Consider the following 17746-nt stretch of genomic DNA (forward strand, 5'->3'; position numbering starts at 1 on the left):
GTTTATTTCTGCTGATCCACCGCAATCGCGAGCAAGCTCGCTCCCACAGTCGTCTTTTTTTGTGCAAGAGCATTATGCAGAGCAGCAGCAACCTTTTTCCTGTCGCCCTGATCAGCGCCGAACGGCGTGGTGATCTGAGCGAAGACGTCTATCGTCTGAAGCCCGGCAACAGCCCGGACTACAGCGTTGAACTGGCCGTCACCCGACTGGGCATGGCCGACGGCAGCGAGGTTCGCGGCGTTCCCGTGATCCTGCTGCACGGCAGTTTTTCCAACCGGCGCTTCTGGTATTCGCCTAAGGGCCTGGGACTGGGGGCCTATCTTGCGCGGCTGGGCTTTGACGTGTGGATTCCCGAAATGCGCGGTCATGGCCTGTCCCAGCGCAATCACGATTACCGCAAGAACCGCGTGGCCGATTACGCTCGTTACGACCTGCCGGCCATCGGCGCCTTTGTGCGTGAGCAGAGCGGGCAGGTGCCGCACTGGATCGGCCATTCTTTGGGCGGCATCACCCTGGCGGCGGCCTTGGGCGGTCACTATCTGGGCGAGCCGGCGGTGGCTTCGGCGGCGTTTTTTGGCACCCAGGTCAGCCGCACTTATTGGCCGCTGAAGATCCCGCCGGTGGAATGGAGCGGACGTTTCATTCTCAAGCGTTTTGCCCAGTTGTCCGGTTCGCGGCTCAAGCGCGGCCCGGAGGACGAGCCCATCGGCCTGGCGCTGGAGAGCATGCGCTGGTATGGCCTGTTCGGGCGTTTTGGTGATGCGCAGAAGAACTGGTGGGCGGGGCTGGCCGATGTGCAGGTGCCGATACTGGCGGTGAGCGCGGCCGGCGACCAGCAGGATCCGACCTGGGCTTGCCGCAAACTCTTCGAGCAGGTCGGCTCTGCGCACAAGCAGTTTGTCTGCCTGGGCCGGGAGCAGGGCTTTACCGACGATTTCGGCCATGTCGAGATGCTGGTCAGCAAAGCGGCCCATGCTGAGGTCTGGCCGCTGGTGGCGCGTTGGCTGGCAGATCAGCATGCACCGCTACTGGCGGATCCATCCAGGCTGGCCGAAGCGGTTTGAAGCGAAGGCTCTGACAAGGGCATTTCGCTCTTGTCGGCTTGCGGCTAAGATATGACGCGATACGCGGTTCCGGTCACAAACGGTTGCTCACTCAGCCTGACGTTCCAGCCTTTACAGGAGTTGTTCAATGAACCATTACCTCACGCCCGACCTGTGCGACGCCTACCCGGAGTTGGTGCAAGTGTTGGAGCCGATGTTCAGCAATTTCGGTGGCCGCGATTCCTTCGGCGGCGAAATCGTGACCATCAAGTGCTTCGAGGACAACTCCCTGGTCAAGGAGCAGGTGGAACTCAAGGGCAACGGCAAAGTGTTGGTGGTCGATGGCGGCGGCTCACTGCGCCGGGCATTGCTGGGTGACATGCTGGCCGAAAAAGCCGCGAAAAACGGCTGGGAAGGGCTGGTGATTTACGGTTGCATCCGCGACGTCGACGTCATCGCCCAGACAGACCTTGGTGTCCAGGCCCTGGCCAGCCATCCGATGAAAACCGACAAGCGTGGCATCGGCGATCTCAATGTCGCGGTGACCTTTGCCGGCGTGACGTTTCGTCCAGGCGAGTATGTCTATGCGGACAACAACGGCGTGATTGTGTCGCCCAGCCCGCTGAAAATGCCTGAATGAAGCGTCAAAGCCATAAGGGATGAGGATGTTCGAGGAAGAAAACGCGCAATGGGGGCTGGTGCATGCCCTGGTGCTGGACGGTAATGGTGGCGCGCGTTCGATAGCCCGGACAGAACTCGACGATTTGCAGTTACAGGCCCACGAAAGCTTGTGGCTGCACTGGGATCGCAGTCATCCGCAAACCCACACCTGGCTGCGCAAGTCCAGTGGCCTGAGCGAATTCAACTGCGACCTGCTGCTGGAGGAGAACACCCGGCCGCGCCTGTTGCCGCTGCCCAACGCCGAACTGCTGCTGTTTCTGCGCGGCGTCAACCTCAATCCGGGCGCAGAACCGGAGGACATGGTGTCGGTGCGGATCTTCGCGTCCCCCCAGCGAGTGATCTCCCTGCGCCTGCGTCCGTTGCGCGCCACCGATGAACTGTTGACGCAACTGGCCGAGGGCGAGGGGCCAAGGACTGCGTCGGAACTCATCCTTTATATGGCGCAGTACCTGACCAACAAGGTGCAGGATCTGGTCACCCAGCTCTCGGAAATCGTCGATAGCGAAGAAGAAAAGATTGATACCGACGAACGGTATACCCCCGAGCATGATGCCATTTTGCACATTCGCAGAAGGGCGGCCGGGCTGAAGCGGTTCCTGGCCCCCCAGCGGGATATTTTCGGCCAGATGACACGGCTCAAACTGCCGTGGTTTGTCGAGGATGATGGCGATTACTGGAATGAATTGAACAACAGCCTGACCCGCTACCTCGAAGAGCTGGAATTGACCCGAGAGCGCGTGGGGCTTGTGCTGGAGGCCGAGGACCGGCGTCTGTCGGTGCGTATGAATCGCACCATGTACCGCTTCGGCATCATCACCGGGATTTTTCTGCCGATGAGTTTTCTCACCGGTCTTTTGGGCATCAACGTCGGCGGTATTCCGTTCTCCGAAAGCCCTTATGGCTTCCTGGTTGCATGCCTGTTGATGGTCGGCGTGGCCCTCGGTCAGTGGTGGCTGTTCCGCCGTTTGCGCTGGGTTTGACGGGGCGCCATGTGACCTGCCGAAATTTGATCGCGTCTTTCACAGACATCACGAGAGGTGCGTATGCACGATCCGTTTGAACAGTCTTTGCGCGACATGCTCAAGGCTTCGCCGTCCAGCCGGGACGACGATGCATGCCTGGGACGTGTACTGAAAACCGCCAACCGCCAGGTTGGCGCCGGCGATCTGTTCAGCCTGCTGGGCCGCTGGTTGCCCGCGCTGATGATCGCCCTGAATAACGGGTCGGCCCACGTTTCGCCGGTTTCCCGTCGTAAACCTGTTACTCGCACCGCTGATAAGGCTGATTGAATATGGAACTTGATCTCTGGACCCAGAGCCTCGTCACGGCAATGACCGCGTTGTGGACCAAGGTGGCTAATTTCATCCCCAACCTCTTCGGCGCCCTGGTGGTGCTGTTGTTGGGGTTCGTGGTGGCCAAGCTGCTGGACACCCTGCTTTCAAAACTGCTCGCCAAATTGGGGCTCGACCGCCTGATGGGCGGCACCGGCCTGACCAAGCTGCTGTCGCGCGGTGGCATTCAGGTTCCGATCTCGACCTTGGTCGGCAAGATCGTCTACTGGTTCGTTCTGCTGATTTTCCTGGTTTCTGCCGCTGAATCCCTGGGCCTTGAGCGAGTTTCAGCTACGCTCGATATGCTTGCGCTGTATTTGCCGAAGGTTTTCGGTGCCGCGCTGGTATTGCTGGTGGGCGTTCTGCTGGCGCAATTGGCCAACGGGCTGGTGCGCGGCGCGGCCGAAGGTGTCGGGCTTGACTACGCCCAGGGCTTGGGGCGAATTGCCCAGGGCCTGGTGATCATCATCAGTATTTCGGTCGCGATCAGCCAGTTGGAGGTCAAGACTGACCTGCTCAACCATGTGATCGTCATCGTATTGATTACCGTTGGTCTGGCGGTTGCGCTGGCAATGGGGTTGGGAAGCCGGGAAATCGCCGGCCAGATTCTTGCGGGAATCTATGTGCGTGAATTGTATGAGGTTGGGCAACAAGTGCGTGTTGGCGAGGTCGAAGGCCAGATCGAAGAGATCGGCACGGTGAAGACCACATTGCTGACCGAGGAGGGTGAATTGGTATCGCTCTCCAATCGGATCCTACTGGAACAGCATGTGAGTAGCCGCTAACCCGGCAAACCCTGCTAATGTATGCCGCCGCAAAATGCCCGTTAACGCAGGCTGCGGCGCACATTGACCTAGACTGTCGGCCCGACTTGTTTTGAACAAACCCCAATCGCTATCCACGCGCTACGACCCCCGTGATCTCTCCGATGAGGAGTTGGTCGCGCGCGCGCATACGGAACTTTTCCACGTAACGCGTGCTTACGAAGAATTGATGCGCCGTTACCAGAGAACATTATTTAACGTTTGTGCGCGTTATCTGGGGAACGATCGTGATGCTGACGATGTCTGTCAGGAGGTGATGTTGAAGGTGCTGTATGGCCTGAAGAACTTCGAGGGGAAATCGAAGTTCAAGACATGGCTCTATAGCATCACGTACAACGAATGCATCACGCAGTACCGCAAGGAACGGCGAAAGCGTCGCTTGATGGATGCTTTGAGCCTGGATCCTCTGGAGGAAGCGTCTGAAGAAAAGGCGCCCAAACCAGAGGAAAAGGGTGGGCTGGATCGCTGGCTTGTCCATGTGAACCCGATCGACCGGGAAATTCTGGTGCTACGATTTGTCGCAGAGCTGGAATTCCAAGAGATCGCAGACATAATGCACATGGGGTTGAGCGCGACAAAAATGCGTTACAAGCGCGCTCTTGATAAATTGCGTGAGAAATTTGCGGGTATTGCTGAAACTTAGTTCGGCGCAAATATCTCTTACGTGTAGGCAAGTTCTGATAGACTTGTCGCCGAGTTGTCCCCCGGTTTGCGGGACTGCTTTACAATCACCAGATGGGGATTTAACGGATGAAACTGAAAAACACCTTGGGCTTTGCCATTGGTTCTTTGATTGCTGCCACTTCGTTCGGCGCTCTGGCACAAGGCCAAGGCGCAGTTGAAATCGAAGGCTTCGCCAAGAAAGAAATGTTCGACAGCGCTCGCGACTTCAAGAACAACGGCAACCTGTTCGGCGGCTCGATTGGTTACTTCCTGACCGACGACGTAGAACTGCGTCTGGCCTACGACGAAGTGCACAACGCACGTGCCGAAGACGGTCGTAACATCAAGGGCTCCAACACCGCTCTGGACGCTCTGTACCACTTCAACAACCCAGGCGACATGCTGCGTCCTTACGTATCGGCTGGTTTCTCCGATCAGAGCATCGGTCAGAACGGCCGTAGCGGTCGCAACGGCTCCACCTTCGCCAACGTTGGCGGCGGTGCCAAGCTGTACTTCACTGACAACTTCTACGCCCGTGCCGGCGTTGAAGCTCAGTACAACATCGACCAGGGCGACACCGAGTGGGCTCCAAGCGTCGGTATCGGTGTGAACTTCGGTGGCGGCTCCAAGCCTGCTGCTGCTCCAGTTCCAGCTCCGGCTGAAGTCTGCTCCGACAGCGACAACGATGGCGTGTGCGACAACGTCGACAAGTGCCCTGACACCCCAGCCAACGTAACCGTTGACGCTGATGGCTGCCCAGCTGTTGCTGAAGTCGTACGTGTTGAGCTGGACGTCAAGTTCGACTTCGACAAGGCGGTCGTTAAAGATAACAGCTACGGCGACATCAAGAACCTGGCTGATTTCATGAAGCAGTACCCATCCACCACCACTACTGTTGAAGGTCACACTGACTCCGTCGGTCCTGACGCTTACAACCAGGCTCTGTCCGAGCGTCGTGCAAACGCCGTTAAGCAAGTCCTGACCAACCAGTACGGTGTTGAATCGTCCCGCGTTCAGTCTGTTGGCTACGGCGAATCCCGCCCAGTTGCCGACAACGCTACTGACGCTGGCCGTGCTGTTAACCGTCGCGTAGAAGCGCAGGTTGAAGCCGAAGCTAAGTAATTAGCCCACAGCTTTGGAAAAGCCCGGCTTAGGCCGGGCTTTTCTTTGCCTGCGATTTATGAAAATCAGGGGCGGGGCTGGAGAAACACAAAAAACTGTGGGAGCGAGCCTGCTCGCGATGGCGGTGTGTCAGTCAGCATCAATGTTGCTGATCCACCGCCATCGCGAGCAGGCTCGCTCCCACAGGTTTGCTGGTGTCTGTGCTATAGCGCCGAAGCCTGGACCCAGGCCGGTTGCGCGCCTGCCAGCTCAGCAGCTCTGGCTACCTCGCCAATCACCAGGATCGCCGGGCTCTTGAGTTGAAATGCGCCTGCATCGGCCTCCATCGAGGTCAGGTCACTGCGACAGTCGCGCTGATGGGGCAGAGAGGCATTTTCAATCATCGCCACTGGCGTGTCCGCCGCCAGGCCTCCGGCCAGCAGTTGCTCGCGGATCTCGCTCAGTTTCGCCACCCCCATGTACACCACCAAGGTGGTCCCGCTTTGTGCCAAGGCTTGCCAGTTCAGGCTGCTACCGTCCTGGGTGTGGGCGGTGACCAGCGTCACGCCCCGGGCAATCCCACGCAGCGTCAGCGGAATATCACATTGCGTCGCACCCGCGAGGCCGGCCGTAATGCCATTGACCAGTTCCACTTCGACGCCATGCTCGCGCAGCCACTGCGCCTCTTCGCCGCCCCGGCCGAAGATGCACGGGTCGCCGCCCTTGAGGCGCACCACGCATTTGCCCTGGCGGGCATAACGCAGCATCAGCCGATGGATAAAAGCCTGTGGCGTGGAACGGCATCCGCCGCGCTTGCCGACGGCGATGATCCGCGCGCCAGGGCAGTGCTCCAGCACTGCATCGTTGACCAGATCGTCGATCAACACCACGTCGGCTTCGCCCAAGGCGCGCACGGCTTTGAGGGTCAGCAATTCAGGGTCGCCGGGACCTGCACCCACCAGCCAGACTTTTGCGTTCATAGTGTTTTCCTCACGAGACAGCGGCCACCGGTTGCGCGGTGGCAACCAGCAGGCGTTTGATTTCCGGCACACAGGAGCCGCATTGCGTGCCGCAGCCCAGTTCCTGTTTCAGCCCCTGCAAGTCCAGGCCACGTTCAATGCCGGCGCAGATCGCACGCTGGCTGACGTTCATGCAGTTGCACAGTGTTTTGCTGCCGCCAACGGCGGCGCTGGCATTGCCTGGTGGGGCGCTCAAAGGCGCCAGCAACCAGCGCCGCAACTGCTCATCGGCGCGGCCTTCCAGCCAGAGGTTCTGCAGCCAGTGGCGGGCCAGGGTTTCGCCGGCCAAGCGAATGGCGGTGATGCGACCGTTCTCGATTCGCACCCGTTTACCGATGGAACGACGCGGGTCGTCATAGGCCAGCACTGGCCCTTCGATCAGCCCCAATTGCTCGTCGATCGCCTGCAGCAACTGCGGTTCGGGGGCGACGGCGCTGGCCGCGCGAATCAGCAACGCGGGACGTTCGCGCCCAGTCAGGCTCAGGCTGACGTAGGCAAACGCCTCGCACAATGGTCGCAAAGTCTCCAAGTGCTGTTGAACATCGCCTTCGACCAGGGCGAAAAGCTGCCAGGGCAGGTTCACCGGTTCCAGGCGCACGCCGCTGTGTTTGAGTTCCGGCTGTTTTGACAGGGGGTCGAAGGCCGGTTGAGTCAGGGTATTGACCCCACCCTTGAGAAAGCGGTCGCCCCAGTGCATGGGCAGAAACGCCTGCCCGGGGCGCACGCTGTCGTCGCTGTCCACCGCCACGATCACGGCGCCACGACGGCTTTTGAGGCTGACCAGGTCACCGGCTTGCAGGCGATGGCGAAGCAGTTCGTCAGGGTGCAGGCTGAGCACGGCTTCGTTCACATGACCGAACAATTGCGCGGCGGTGCCGGTGCGGCTCATGCCATGCCATTGGTCCCGCAGTCGACCCGTGTTGAGGGTCAATGGGTAGCGGGCGTCGCGCAACTCTTTGGCGGCGCGATACGGTTCTGCGACAAACCGCGCGCGGCCATTGTCGGTAGGAAAAATCCCGTCCAGATACAGGCGCGGTGTTCCGCTGCTGGCGCCTTGCGGGAAGGGCCATTGCTGAGGACCGAGTTGATCGATCAGGGCATGGCTGATACCGGACAAGTCCAGGTCGCGGCCACGGGTCAGTTGCTTGTATTCATCGAACAACTGGGCCGGGGTTTCAAAGGCGAACAGGCTGGGTTGACCCGGGCGCAGGCGTTTCTCCAGGCGTTGGGCGAAATCCACGGTAATAGCCCAGTCCGGCCGTGCCTCACCCGGTGCGGCAATCGCCCGGCGGACGTGGGAAATACGCCGTTCAGAATTGGTCACCGACCCTTCTTTCTCGCCCCAACTGGCCGCTGGCAGCAGCAGGTCGGCAAACGCGGCGGTTTCGGTGGTCCGGAAGGCCTCTTGCAGCACCACGAATGGACAAGCTTGCAGGGCTTCCCGGACCGCCGTCTGGTCAGGCATCGACTGCGCGGGGTTGGTGCAGGCAATCCACAGTGCCTTGATCTTGCCACTGCGAACCTGTTCGAACAGTTCGATGGCGCTCAAACCCGTGGTCGCGGGCAATTGCTCAACACCCCAGTAGCGAGCGACTTCGGCGCGATGTTCGGCGTTGGCGGCGTCGCGATGACCCGGCAGCAGGTTCGACAAGCTACCGGTTTCCCGACCGCCCATGGCATTGGGCTGACCGGTCAGCGAGAAGGGCCCGGCGCCCGGCCGGCCGATTTGGCCGGTGGCCAGGTGCAGGTTGATCAACGCGCTGTTCTTCGCACTGCCGGCGGTGGACTGATTCAAGCCCATGCACCACAACGACAGGAAGCTGGGCGACGTGCCGACCCATTCGGCGCACTGGTGCAGGTGCTCGACGCTGATGCCGCAGATCTGGGCGACCATGGCCGGGGTGTAGTCGCGCACCAGGTTCTTGAGGTCCGCCAGGCCTTCGGTGTGGGCCTTGATGAAATCGCGGTCGACCCAGTCTTCCCACAACAACAGGTGCAAAATCCCATGGAACAAGGCGACATCGGTGCCCGGCAGGATCGCCAGATGCAGGTCGGCAAGGTCGCAGGTGTCGGTACGCCGTGGGTCGATGACGATGATTTTCATCTGTGGTCGGCGGGACTTGGCGTCCTCGAGGCGGCGAAACAGGATCGGATGGGCGTAGGCCATGTTACTGCCGACAATCATCACACAGTCGCTCAGCTCCAGGTCTTCATAGCTGCAGGGCGGGGCGTCGGCACCGAGGCTGCGCTTGTAACCCACCACGGCGGAGGACATGCACAGCCGGGAATTGCTGTCGATGTTGTTGGTGCCCACCAGTGCCCGGGCGAGTTTGTTGAAGGCGTAGTAGTCCTCGGTCAGCAGTTGCCCGGAGATGTAGAACGCCACACTGTCGGGGCCGTGTTCGGCGATGGTATCGGCGAAGATGCTGGCCGCGTGATCCAGCGCGCTGTCCCAATCGGCGCGGGCGCGGGACAGGCCCTTGCCCAGGCGCAGTTCGGGATATAAGGCACGCGCGGCGAGGTCGCCGGTCAGGTGCAGGGTCGAACCTTTGCTGCACAGTTTGCCGAAGTTGGCCGGGTGGGCGGGATCGCCACTGACGCCGAGGATACGCTCGTCGTCATGTTCGATCAGCACGCCGCAACCGACCCCGCAATAACAGCAGGTCGAGGCGGTGGTTTGACGGCTCATCAGCTTGCTTCCCGCAATGCCAGCATCACCCGGCCGTTTTCGACCCGCGCCGCATGATGATGAGCGCAACCCACATCCGGGGCCTGGGCCTGGCCGGTTTCCAGGTCGATCTGCCAGTTGTGCAGCGGGCAGGCCACGCGCTTGCCATAGATCAACCCCTGGGACAGCGGGCCACCCTTGTGCGGGCAGCGGTCATCGAGTGCGAAAACCTCATCGTCGCTGGTACGAAAAATCGCGATATCGCCTTTCGGGCCATTGATGATGCGCGAGCCCAGGGCGTTGATCTCTTCCAGTGCGCAGATATCCAGCCAGTTCATGCCGGTACCTCCAGGTTTTTCACGGGGATGACTTCAAACTCTTTCTTCAGCTGGGGCTGTTCCAGGCGTTCTTTCCAGGGGTCCTGTTCCAGCGACAGGGAGAACTTCAGGCGGTCATGCAAGGCTTTGCGTCGTTGCGGATCTTCAAGTACCGCTTTCTTGATGTGCTCCATGCCGACCCGTTGCATGTAGTGCACGGTGCGTTCGAGGTAGAAGGCTTCTTCGCGGTACAACTGCAGGAATGCGCCGTTGTATTCGCGCACTTCTTCGGCGGTCTTGAGTTTGACGAAGAATTCGGCGACCTCAGTCTTGATCCCGCCGTTACCGCCGATGTACATCTCCCAGCCGGAATCGACGCCGATAATGCCGACATCTTTGATGCCCGCTTCCGAGCAGTTGCGGGGGCAACCGGAAACGGCCAGCTTCACTTTGTGGGGCGACCACATGTTGAAGAGGTCGTGCTCCAGCTCGATTCCCAATTGGGTGGAGTTCTGCGTGCCAAAGCGGCAGAACTCGCTGCCCACGCAGGTTTTTACGGTGCGGATGGATTTGCCATAAGCGTGTCCGGACGGCATGTCCAGGTCTTTCCAGACTCCGGGCAGATCCTGCTTTTTGATCCCTAGCAAGTCGATACGCTGGCCGCCGGTGACCTTGACCATCGGCACGTTGTATTTGTCGGCCACATCGGCAATGCGCCGCAGCTCCGACGGGTTGGTCACGCCACCCCACATCCGCGGGACGACGGAGTAAGTGCCATCTTTCTGGATGTTGGCGTGGGCACGCTCGTTGATCAGGCGCGACTGCGGATCGTCGTGCGCTTCGCCGGGCCAGGTGGAAATCAGGTAGTAGTTGAGCGCCGGGCGGCAGGTGGCGCAGCCGTTCGGGGTGCGCCAGTTCAGGTAGCTCATGGTTGCGGCGATGGTCAGCAGATGCTGGTCGCGGATCGCCTGGCGAATCTGCCCGTGGTTGAGATCGCTGCAACCGCAGATGGCTTTTTCGCTTTTCGGTTTGACGTCCGCCGCGCCGCCCACGGTGTTGATCAGGATCTGCTCCACCAAACCGGCGCAGGAGCCACAGGAACTGGCGGCCTTGGTGTGTTTTTTCACATCATCGACGCTGAACAGCCCATGCTCCTGGATCGCCTTGACGATGGTGCCCTTGCACACGCCGTTGCAGCCGCAGACTTCGGCGGTGTCGGCCATGTTCATGGCTTTGTCCTGGCCCTGGTGTCCTACGTCTCCCAGGGCGTTTTCCCCAAACATCAGGTGATCGCGGATCTCGCTGATGGCGTGGTTCTCACGGATCTGGCGGAAATACCAGCCACCGTCTGCCGTATCGCCGTACAGACAGGCGCCGACCAGCACGTCATCCTTGATCACCAGTTTTTTGTAGACGCCACCAATCGGGTCGGAAAGGGTGATGGTCTCGGTGCCTTCGCCGCCCATGAAGTCCCCGGCGGAGAACAGGTCGATGCCGGTGACTTTGAGTTTGGTCGAGGTCACTGAACCCTTGTAGGTGGCGAAGCCCAGTTGCGCGAGGTGGTTGGCACAGACCTTGGCTTGCTCGAACAGCGGTGCCACCAGGCCGTAGGCGGTTCCACGGTGGCTGGCGCATTCACCGATGGCATAGATGCGCGGGTCGTAGGTTTGCATCGTGTCGTTGATCAGAATCCCGCGGTTGCAAGGGATGCCGGACTTTTCCGCCAGTTCGGTATTGGGGCGGATACCGGCGGCCATCACCACCAGATCGGCCGGGATGATGTCACCGTTCTTGAATTGCACCGAGCCGACCCGGCCATTGCCGGCGTCGTGCAGGGCTTGCGTCTGTTCGCTCAGGCGGAATTTCAGCCCGCGATTTTCCAGGGCGGTTTGCAGCAACTGACCGCTGGTCTTGTCCAGCTGCCGCTCCAGCAGCCATTCACCCAGGTGCACCACTGTCACGTCCATGCCCCGCAGTTTCAAGCCGTTGGCGGCTTCCAGGCCGAGCAGCCCGCCGCCGATCACCACGGCGTGTTTGTGGGTTTTGGCGGTGTTGATCATCGCCTGGGTGTCGGCGATGTCGCGGTAGCCAATGACGCCCTCCAGGGTGTTGCCGGGAATCGGCAGGATGAATGGCGTGGAGCCTGTGGCGATCAGCAGACGGTCGTATTCGGCTTCGCTGCCGTCCTCGGCGATGACCCGGCGCTTGACTCGGTCGATCTCCACGACCTTGCGGTTGAGCAGCAGCTTGATGTTGTTGTCCAGGTACCAGCTCAGGTCGTTGAGCACGATCTCTTCAAACGTCTGCTCGCCGGCGAGCACGGGCGAGAGCAGGATGCGGTTGTAGTTGGTATGAGGCTCGGCGCCGAACACCGTGATGTCGTATAGCTCATTGCTCAGCTTGAGCAGTTCTTCGAGGGTTCGAACCCCGGCCATGCCGTTGCCGATCATCACCAGTTTGAGTTTCTTCATCAGGGTTCTCCACAAGCTCAGGCCCGGTTCATCACGGTGCTCGGACTGGCTCGATACTTTTACGAAAACAAAAAAAGGCGTCCCGCTAGTTGCCTAGCGAGGACGCCTTTGTCCTTGTCCCGTTCTCTCGGGAAGCACCGCCCTCATCGTTGGAGGCGTTGCTTTATGTATGGTGAGAGAGGTTATGCAGTGGTTGTGCCAACTGGCTTGAGGGCGCGGATTTATTGGAGGGGAGGCGGGTTGTGCGGATTGGAGCGGGATTTATTGCACCGAATCAAAGCGTGTTGCCCGGTAATGGAGCGTCCCGCAGGCGCAGTTGCAGGGACCATCAGGCCGCCATCGCGAGCAGGCTCGCTCCCACATTGGATCTGCGGTGGACACAAAACCTGTGGGAGCGAGCCTGCTCGCGATAGACGCGACTGGGTTTCAGCCATGAAACGCTAAATACAGCAGCACCAGATTCACCACCAAAGACACCAGCGCCAATGTGCGCCAGACCTTCAGCGGCTCCCTTTCCAGTAGCGGCCGAGGCCTGACGCTCAAGCTGCGCCGTTCACCCTGTTCCAGCAGTAACAGCCATTCCTCGGCGGTTTCAAACCGTTGCCCAGGATCCGCCGCCACGGCACGCTCCAGGCTTTGCCCAAGCCATTCGGCCAGGTCCGGTCGATAGCGATGGGCACTGACCGGTATGCCAAAGCGCGGTCGCTGGAACGCCTCGATTTCGCCGTAGGGATAGTGTCCGGTGAGCAGGAAATACAAAGTCACGCCGACCGCATACAAGTCTTGTTGCGCCGTCGGCGGCGCACCCCCGAAGGCTTCCGGGGCGATATAGCTGGGCGTGCCGGGCAGCACGTTGGCCTGGTCTTCGGACAATCCCGGGCAGTACGCCAGGCCGAAATCCAGCAAGCGCAGTTCCCCATCCTCGCCCAGGTGCAGGTTCTCCGGCTTGATATCGCGGTGAAAGATCTGTCTTCGATGCAACAGGCCCACCGCGTGCACCAGCCGCTGCGCCAGATCCTGCCACTGGGGCAGAGGCAACGGGCCGCCCTGGTTGAACAGCTCGGCCAGGGTCTTGCCCGAATATTCCCGCATGACGTAGTACAAATGCTGACGCTGGGCAACGCCGTGGACTTCCGGAAACTGCCTCCCGGCGACCCGCCTGAGGAACCACTCTTCCGACAGCAACGACTGCCCGGCCTGAGTATCGTCCCGTAGATGCCCCGGCAAGGTTTTCAGCAACCATGGTTGGCCCTGGCCATCGTGTACGCGGTAGAGCAGCGATTGCTGGCTCTGACCGAGCAGGTTTTCGATCTGCCAGCCCTCGAACACTTGCCCCGGTTTCAATGCCGGGGGAAGGGGCCATTGCTGCAACTGGGCCAGCGCATCGCCAATGCTCGCTTCGCCCACCGCATCGACCCGCACCAGCAGTGCGCTGGCGTTGTCCTGGCTGCCGGCCAGGTGCGCAGCGTTGACCAGGGTTTGCGCGGCAATGTCCAGGTCCGGCTGGTCGCGAAGGATACCGGCGATGGCCGTGTCCCCCAGAACCGCCCAGACGCCATCGCTGAGCAGTACGAAGGTCTCGTCGGTGCGCAGTTCGCCATCGAGGAAGTCCAGGATCAGGTGCTGATCCAGCCCCAGGGCACGCTTGAGCACGTGCTGCATGCCCTGTTGTTCCCAGACGTGATCCTCACTGACCCGCTGCAGATGATTGTCGTGCCAGCGGTAGACCCGGCAATCGCCCACGTGGGCCAGGGTGAAGCGCCGGCCCCGAAGGACCAGCGCGCTGACGGTGGTGAGCAGCGGTTGCCCGCCCCCGTTGGCTTGCAGCCAGCGATTCTGGGCCAGTAACAGCCGGTCCAGCGCTTGGGCCACACCCCAGGTTTGCGGCGTGGAATAGTAGTCCAGGGCCAGGGCCTGCAAGGTCGAACGGGCGGCCAGCCCGCCATCGGCGCATTGGCTCACACCGTCGGCGATGGCGAACAGGTACCCCTTGCTCGCGGCCAGGGCCGGCGCCGGGGTCACCAGGCGCAGGGCGTCCTGGTTTTCTTCCCGAGGGCCAATGGCACTGGCTTCGGCAAAACTCAGTTGCAGGCTCATGGAGGCTATTTATACCCGAGCCGCGGTGACAGCGGCCGAACCCCAGGTGGTCCTCCAGCGACGCTTGACGCCGTACAGGCCGAACCAGGCCAGGACGCCGAGGCTGGCGAACAACCACAGTGCCAGTTGATAGCTGCCGGTGCTTTGCTTGATCGCGCCCATGCCTGCCGCCAGGGCGAAACCGCCGATGCCGCCGGCCATGCCGATCAATCCGGTCATCACGCCGATCTCGCGACGGAAGCGTTGTGGCACCAGTTGGAATACCGCGCCGTTGCCCGCACCCAAACCGAGCATGGTGCAGACGAACAAGGCCAGGGCCGCGTAGGAGCTTGGCAGGTTGAAGCCCACTGCCGCGATGCAGACAGCGGCCACGGTGTACATGCCCAACAGGGTGCGAATGCCACCGAAACGATCCGCCAGGGCGCCGCCCAGTGGACGCATCAGGCTGCCCCCGAAGACGCAAGCGGCGGTGTAGTAACCGGCGGTCACCGGGCTCAGGCCGTACTGGTCGTTGAAGTAGCCGGGCAGTGCGCTGGCCAGGCCGATGAAGCCGCCGAAGGTCACACTGTAGAAGAACATGAACCACCAGCTGTCCCGGTCGCCCAGGGCCTTGAGGTAGTCGCCCATGGATTTGGCTTTTGGTCGCTCGGGAGCGTTCTTGGCCAGCCAGGCAAAGAGGATCAGGGTCACGATCAGCGGGATCAGCGCGAAACCGAACACGTTGCTCCAGCCGAATGCCACTGCCATTACCGGTGCGATCAGCGCAGCCAGTACGGTGCCCGAGTTACCAGCGCCGGCAATGCCCATGGCCTTGCCCTGGTGCTGTGGCGGATACCACTGGGAGGCCAGCGGCAGGGCCACGGCGAATGACGCACCGGCCACGCCCAGGAACAGCCCCAGCAGCAAGGCTTGTTCGTAGCTGTGGATGCCCAGTTTCCAGGCACAGAACAGTGCACCGATCACAATCACCTGACCGACCATACCGGCGGTTTTCGGTGAAATCCGGTCGGCCAGCAGGCCCATGAACAAGCGCAGTACGGCACCGGCCAGGATCGGCGTAGCCACCATCAGGCCGCGTTGCTGGGTGGTCAGGTGCAGGTCGGCAGAGATCTGCACCGCCAGTGGACCGAGCAGGTACCAGACCATGAAACTCAGGTCGAAATAGAGGAAGGCCGCGAACAGTGTCGGGGTGTGGCCGGATTTCCAGAAGCTTGAATTCATCGCGCACCTCAGCTGTAAAAGTCTCGAGAAATGAGTCAGTGCCTTGAAGCAGTGCGCCGCCTGTGGCTGCACCACCGACCCCGGACTGTGGGATCAAAACAAAAAAACGCCGCAACCCGAATCGCCAGGGGGCGAGGAGGGTGTGCGACGTCTTTGTCGTAGGTGGGGCAACCGCCGTTGGTTACCTGTGGCTTTGCTAAAGCGAGAACTGTGCCAACAGGGGAGCAGTGTGAGACCTATCGCGAGCAGGCTCGCTCCCACAGTGGATCTTCAGTGGCCATGAAACCTGTGGGAGCGGGCCTGCTCCCACATTGGAGTTCCAGTGGCCACAGGATCTGTGGGAGCGAGCCTGCTCGCGATAGCGCCGGGCCAGGCGCTGCAAGGCTTTCAGCCGAGCAGCTCATTCATCGCAATGATCTGCTCGGCCACCTGGATCAGCTTCTGCTGGCGACTCATGGCCTGGCGGCGCATCAGGGTGTAGGCCTGTTCTTCGTTGCATTCTTTCATCTTCATCAGCATGCCCTTGGCCAGTTCGATGCGTTTGCGTTCGGCCAGTTGCTGGTCCCGGGCCAGGAGCTGGGCGCGCAGGGCCTGGTCGCTTTCGAAGCGGGCCATGGCCACGTCGAGGATCGGTTGCAGGCGCGCGGCGTGGATGCCTTCGACGATGTAGGCGCTCACGCCCGATTTGATCGCCTGGCGCATTACATCCGGGTCGTGCTCGTCGGTAAACATGACGATCGGTCGTGGCTGGTCGCGGCTGACCAGCACCACTTGCTCCATGACATCGCGTCCGGGTGACTCGGTATCGATCAGGATCACGTCCGGACGCACTGTTTCGACGCGTGCCGGCAGGTCGATGGTCAATCCGGATTCATCGATGACTTCGAACCCGGCCTCAATCAGGGCCGCTTTGAGACGGCCGACTTTTTTCGCGGTGTCGTTGATCAGCAGGATACGCAGCATGGTCGTGGCTCCTGTCAGCGGCTGGCGAAGAGGGGAGCCGCATCGCTCAAAGCGTGCAGTTTGAAGCTTTTGGCATAAGCGGCCGGATCCGAGCCGTCCCAGATGGTGCCGTCGATCAATTGGCTGCTGCGCATGTCCTGGCGGGGGGCGGCGATGTCCAGTGCCGCGCAGGCTTGACGGTATAGCGTGAGCTGCTGGACTTGCTGTGCCACGGCCAGATAATCCGGGTCTTCACGCAACAGGCCCCAGCGGCGGAACTGGGTCATGAACCACATGCCATCGGACAGGTAGGGCAGGTTCACTTCGCCGTTGCCGTGGAAACGCATCGCGTGAGGGTCCTGCCAGCTGTTGCCCAGCCCGTCGGCGTAAATCCCTAACAGGCGCGGCTCGATGCAATCCAGCGGTGCGTCCAGGTATTCGGGGGCACTCAATAGTTGTGCGGTGCTGCGGCGGTTCTCGGTGCTTTGCTCAATGAAGCGACTGGCTTGCAGGATCGCCATCACCAGTGCGCGGGCGGTATTGGGGTATTGCTCGACGAATGCACGGGTGCAGCCGAGGACTTTTTCCGGGTGATCGGGCCAGATGGTTTGAGTCGTCGCCAGGGTGAAGCCCAGGTTCTGTTTGACCGCACTGGCGCACCACGGCTCGCCCACGCAGAACCCGTCGATCCGTCCGGCCTGCAGGTGGGCGATCATTTGCGGCGGCGGTACCACCACACTGTCGACATCCGACAGCGGATGGATGCCTTGAGCGGCGAGCCAGTAATAGAGCCACATGGCGTGGGTGCCAGTGGGGAAGGTCTGGGCGAAAGTCAGTTTCGGGCGAGTTTGGTGCACATGCTGTTCCAGTGCCTCAGGACTGGTCACGCCTTGGGCCTGCAAGCCATGGGAAAGGTTGATGCTCTGGCCGTTCTGGTTCAGCCCCATCAACACCGCCATGTCGGTCGGCGCGACCCCGCCGATGCCCAGGTGCACCGCGTAGATCAGGCCATACAGGCTGTGGGCGGCATCGATTTCACCACTGACCAGCTTGTCCCGCAGGTTGGCCCAGGACGCTTGGCGCTTGAGGTTCAAAGTCAGCCCGTAAGGCTGGGCAAAGCCCTGGGTGGCGGCCACCACCAGCGGCGCGCAGTCGCTCAAGGCCATGAAGCCAAGATTGATCGCGCTCTTTTCCGGGGCATCGCTGCCGTTGACCCAGGCCAGGGGGTTGGCTGGAACTTCATTCATCGCGCATCACCTTTCCACAAAAAAAGGCGCCGTATCCGGACGTTTGCAAGGCCGGATGACGACGCCGTTGTCCTTCAAATACAGTGTGGCACTCATTCCGTCGTTGGCATGGGTGCCGATG

Annotated in this window: 15 protein-coding genes; 7 read left to right on the forward strand and 8 right to left on the reverse strand. The window is 61.1% G+C overall.

The window, feature by feature from the left end:
• Window positions 1-74: 74 nt before the first annotated feature.
• From GKKCFE_RS07260 to GKKCFE_RS07290, 7 genes are all read left to right on the forward strand, one after another.
• Window positions 75-1064 carry an alpha/beta fold hydrolase gene (locus tag GKKCFE_RS07260; RefSeq protein WP_047227141.1) on the forward strand — a complete coding sequence of 330 codons (990 nt, stop codon included), beginning with the start codon at window positions 75-77 and terminating at the stop codon, window positions 1062-1064.
• Window positions 1065-1191: 127 nt separating this feature from the next.
• Window positions 1192-1683, forward strand: coding sequence for a ribonuclease E activity regulator RraA (gene rraA, locus GKKCFE_RS07265; RefSeq protein WP_047227142.1), 492 nt, complete (start codon window positions 1192-1194; stop codon window positions 1681-1683).
• A 25-nt stretch (window positions 1684-1708) separates the two neighbouring features.
• Window positions 1709-2704, forward strand: a complete 996-nt coding sequence (locus GKKCFE_RS07270; RefSeq protein WP_047227143.1) for a zinc transporter ZntB — start codon at window positions 1709-1711, stop codon at window positions 2702-2704.
• Window positions 2705-2767: 63 nt separating this feature from the next.
• Window positions 2768-3013, forward strand: coding sequence for a hypothetical protein (locus GKKCFE_RS07275; protein ID WP_014337331.1), 246 nt, complete (start codon window positions 2768-2770; stop codon window positions 3011-3013).
• Window positions 3014-3015: 2 nt separating this feature from the next.
• Window positions 3016-3840, forward strand: a complete 825-nt coding sequence (locus GKKCFE_RS07280) for a mechanosensitive ion channel family protein (protein WP_047227144.1) — start codon at window positions 3016-3018, stop codon at window positions 3838-3840.
• Between the two features lie 91 nt (window positions 3841-3931).
• Complete coding sequence (sigX, locus tag GKKCFE_RS07285; protein WP_042729583.1) at window positions 3932-4522, forward strand: RNA polymerase sigma factor SigX; 591 nt, start codon at window positions 3932-3934, stop codon at window positions 4520-4522.
• Window positions 4523-4629: 107 nt separating this feature from the next.
• Window positions 4630-5664 (forward strand): OmpA family protein, encoded by a 1035-nt coding sequence (locus tag GKKCFE_RS07290; RefSeq protein ID WP_047227145.1) that lies wholly within the window; start codon window positions 4630-4632, stop codon window positions 5662-5664.
• 203 nt (window positions 5665-5867) lie between these two features.
• Here the strand turns inward: GKKCFE_RS07290 and cobA are convergent, their stop codons facing one another.
• From cobA to GKKCFE_RS07330, 8 genes are all read right to left on the reverse strand, one after another.
• Complete coding sequence (gene cobA, locus GKKCFE_RS07295; RefSeq protein ID WP_047227146.1) at window positions 5868-6623, reverse strand: uroporphyrinogen-III C-methyltransferase; 756 nt, start codon at window positions 6621-6623, stop codon at window positions 5868-5870.
• A gap of 10 nt (window positions 6624-6633) precedes the next feature.
• A complete protein-coding gene (locus GKKCFE_RS07300; RefSeq protein ID WP_445577668.1) occupies window positions 6634-9351 on the reverse strand; it encodes a nitrate reductase in 2718 nt (905 codons plus the stop codon).
• Window positions 9351-9668, reverse strand: a complete 318-nt coding sequence (gene nirD / locus GKKCFE_RS07305; RefSeq protein WP_047227148.1) for a nitrite reductase small subunit NirD — start codon at window positions 9666-9668, stop codon at window positions 9351-9353. Before nirD ends, GKKCFE_RS07300 begins: the two co-directional genes overlap by 1 nt.
• Window positions 9665-12118 (reverse strand): nitrite reductase large subunit NirB, encoded by a 2454-nt coding sequence (gene nirB / locus GKKCFE_RS07310; protein WP_445577669.1) that lies wholly within the window; start codon window positions 12116-12118, stop codon window positions 9665-9667. Before nirB ends, nirD begins: the two co-directional genes overlap by 4 nt.
• Window positions 12119-12544: 426 nt before the next feature.
• Entirely contained in the window at window positions 12545-14215 is a 1671-nt protein-coding gene (locus tag GKKCFE_RS07315; RefSeq protein WP_445577670.1) for a protein kinase domain-containing protein, read from the reverse strand.
• A gap of 9 nt (window positions 14216-14224) precedes the next feature.
• Window positions 14225-15436 (reverse strand): nitrate/nitrite transporter, encoded by a 1212-nt coding sequence (locus GKKCFE_RS07320; protein WP_047227151.1) that lies wholly within the window; start codon window positions 15434-15436, stop codon window positions 14225-14227.
• A 387-nt stretch (window positions 15437-15823) separates the two neighbouring features.
• Complete coding sequence (locus GKKCFE_RS07325) at window positions 15824-16399, reverse strand: ANTAR domain-containing response regulator (protein WP_025212689.1); 576 nt, start codon at window positions 16397-16399, stop codon at window positions 15824-15826.
• 14 nt (window positions 16400-16413) lie between these two features.
• Window positions 16414-17625: a CmpA/NrtA family ABC transporter substrate-binding protein gene (locus tag GKKCFE_RS07330; RefSeq protein ID WP_047227153.1), complete on the reverse strand. Its 1212-nt coding sequence runs from the start codon at window positions 17623-17625 to the stop codon at window positions 16414-16416.
• Window positions 17626-17746 lie beyond the last annotated feature (121 nt).

Source organism: Pseudomonas sp. E141 (genome assembly GCF_052659885.1).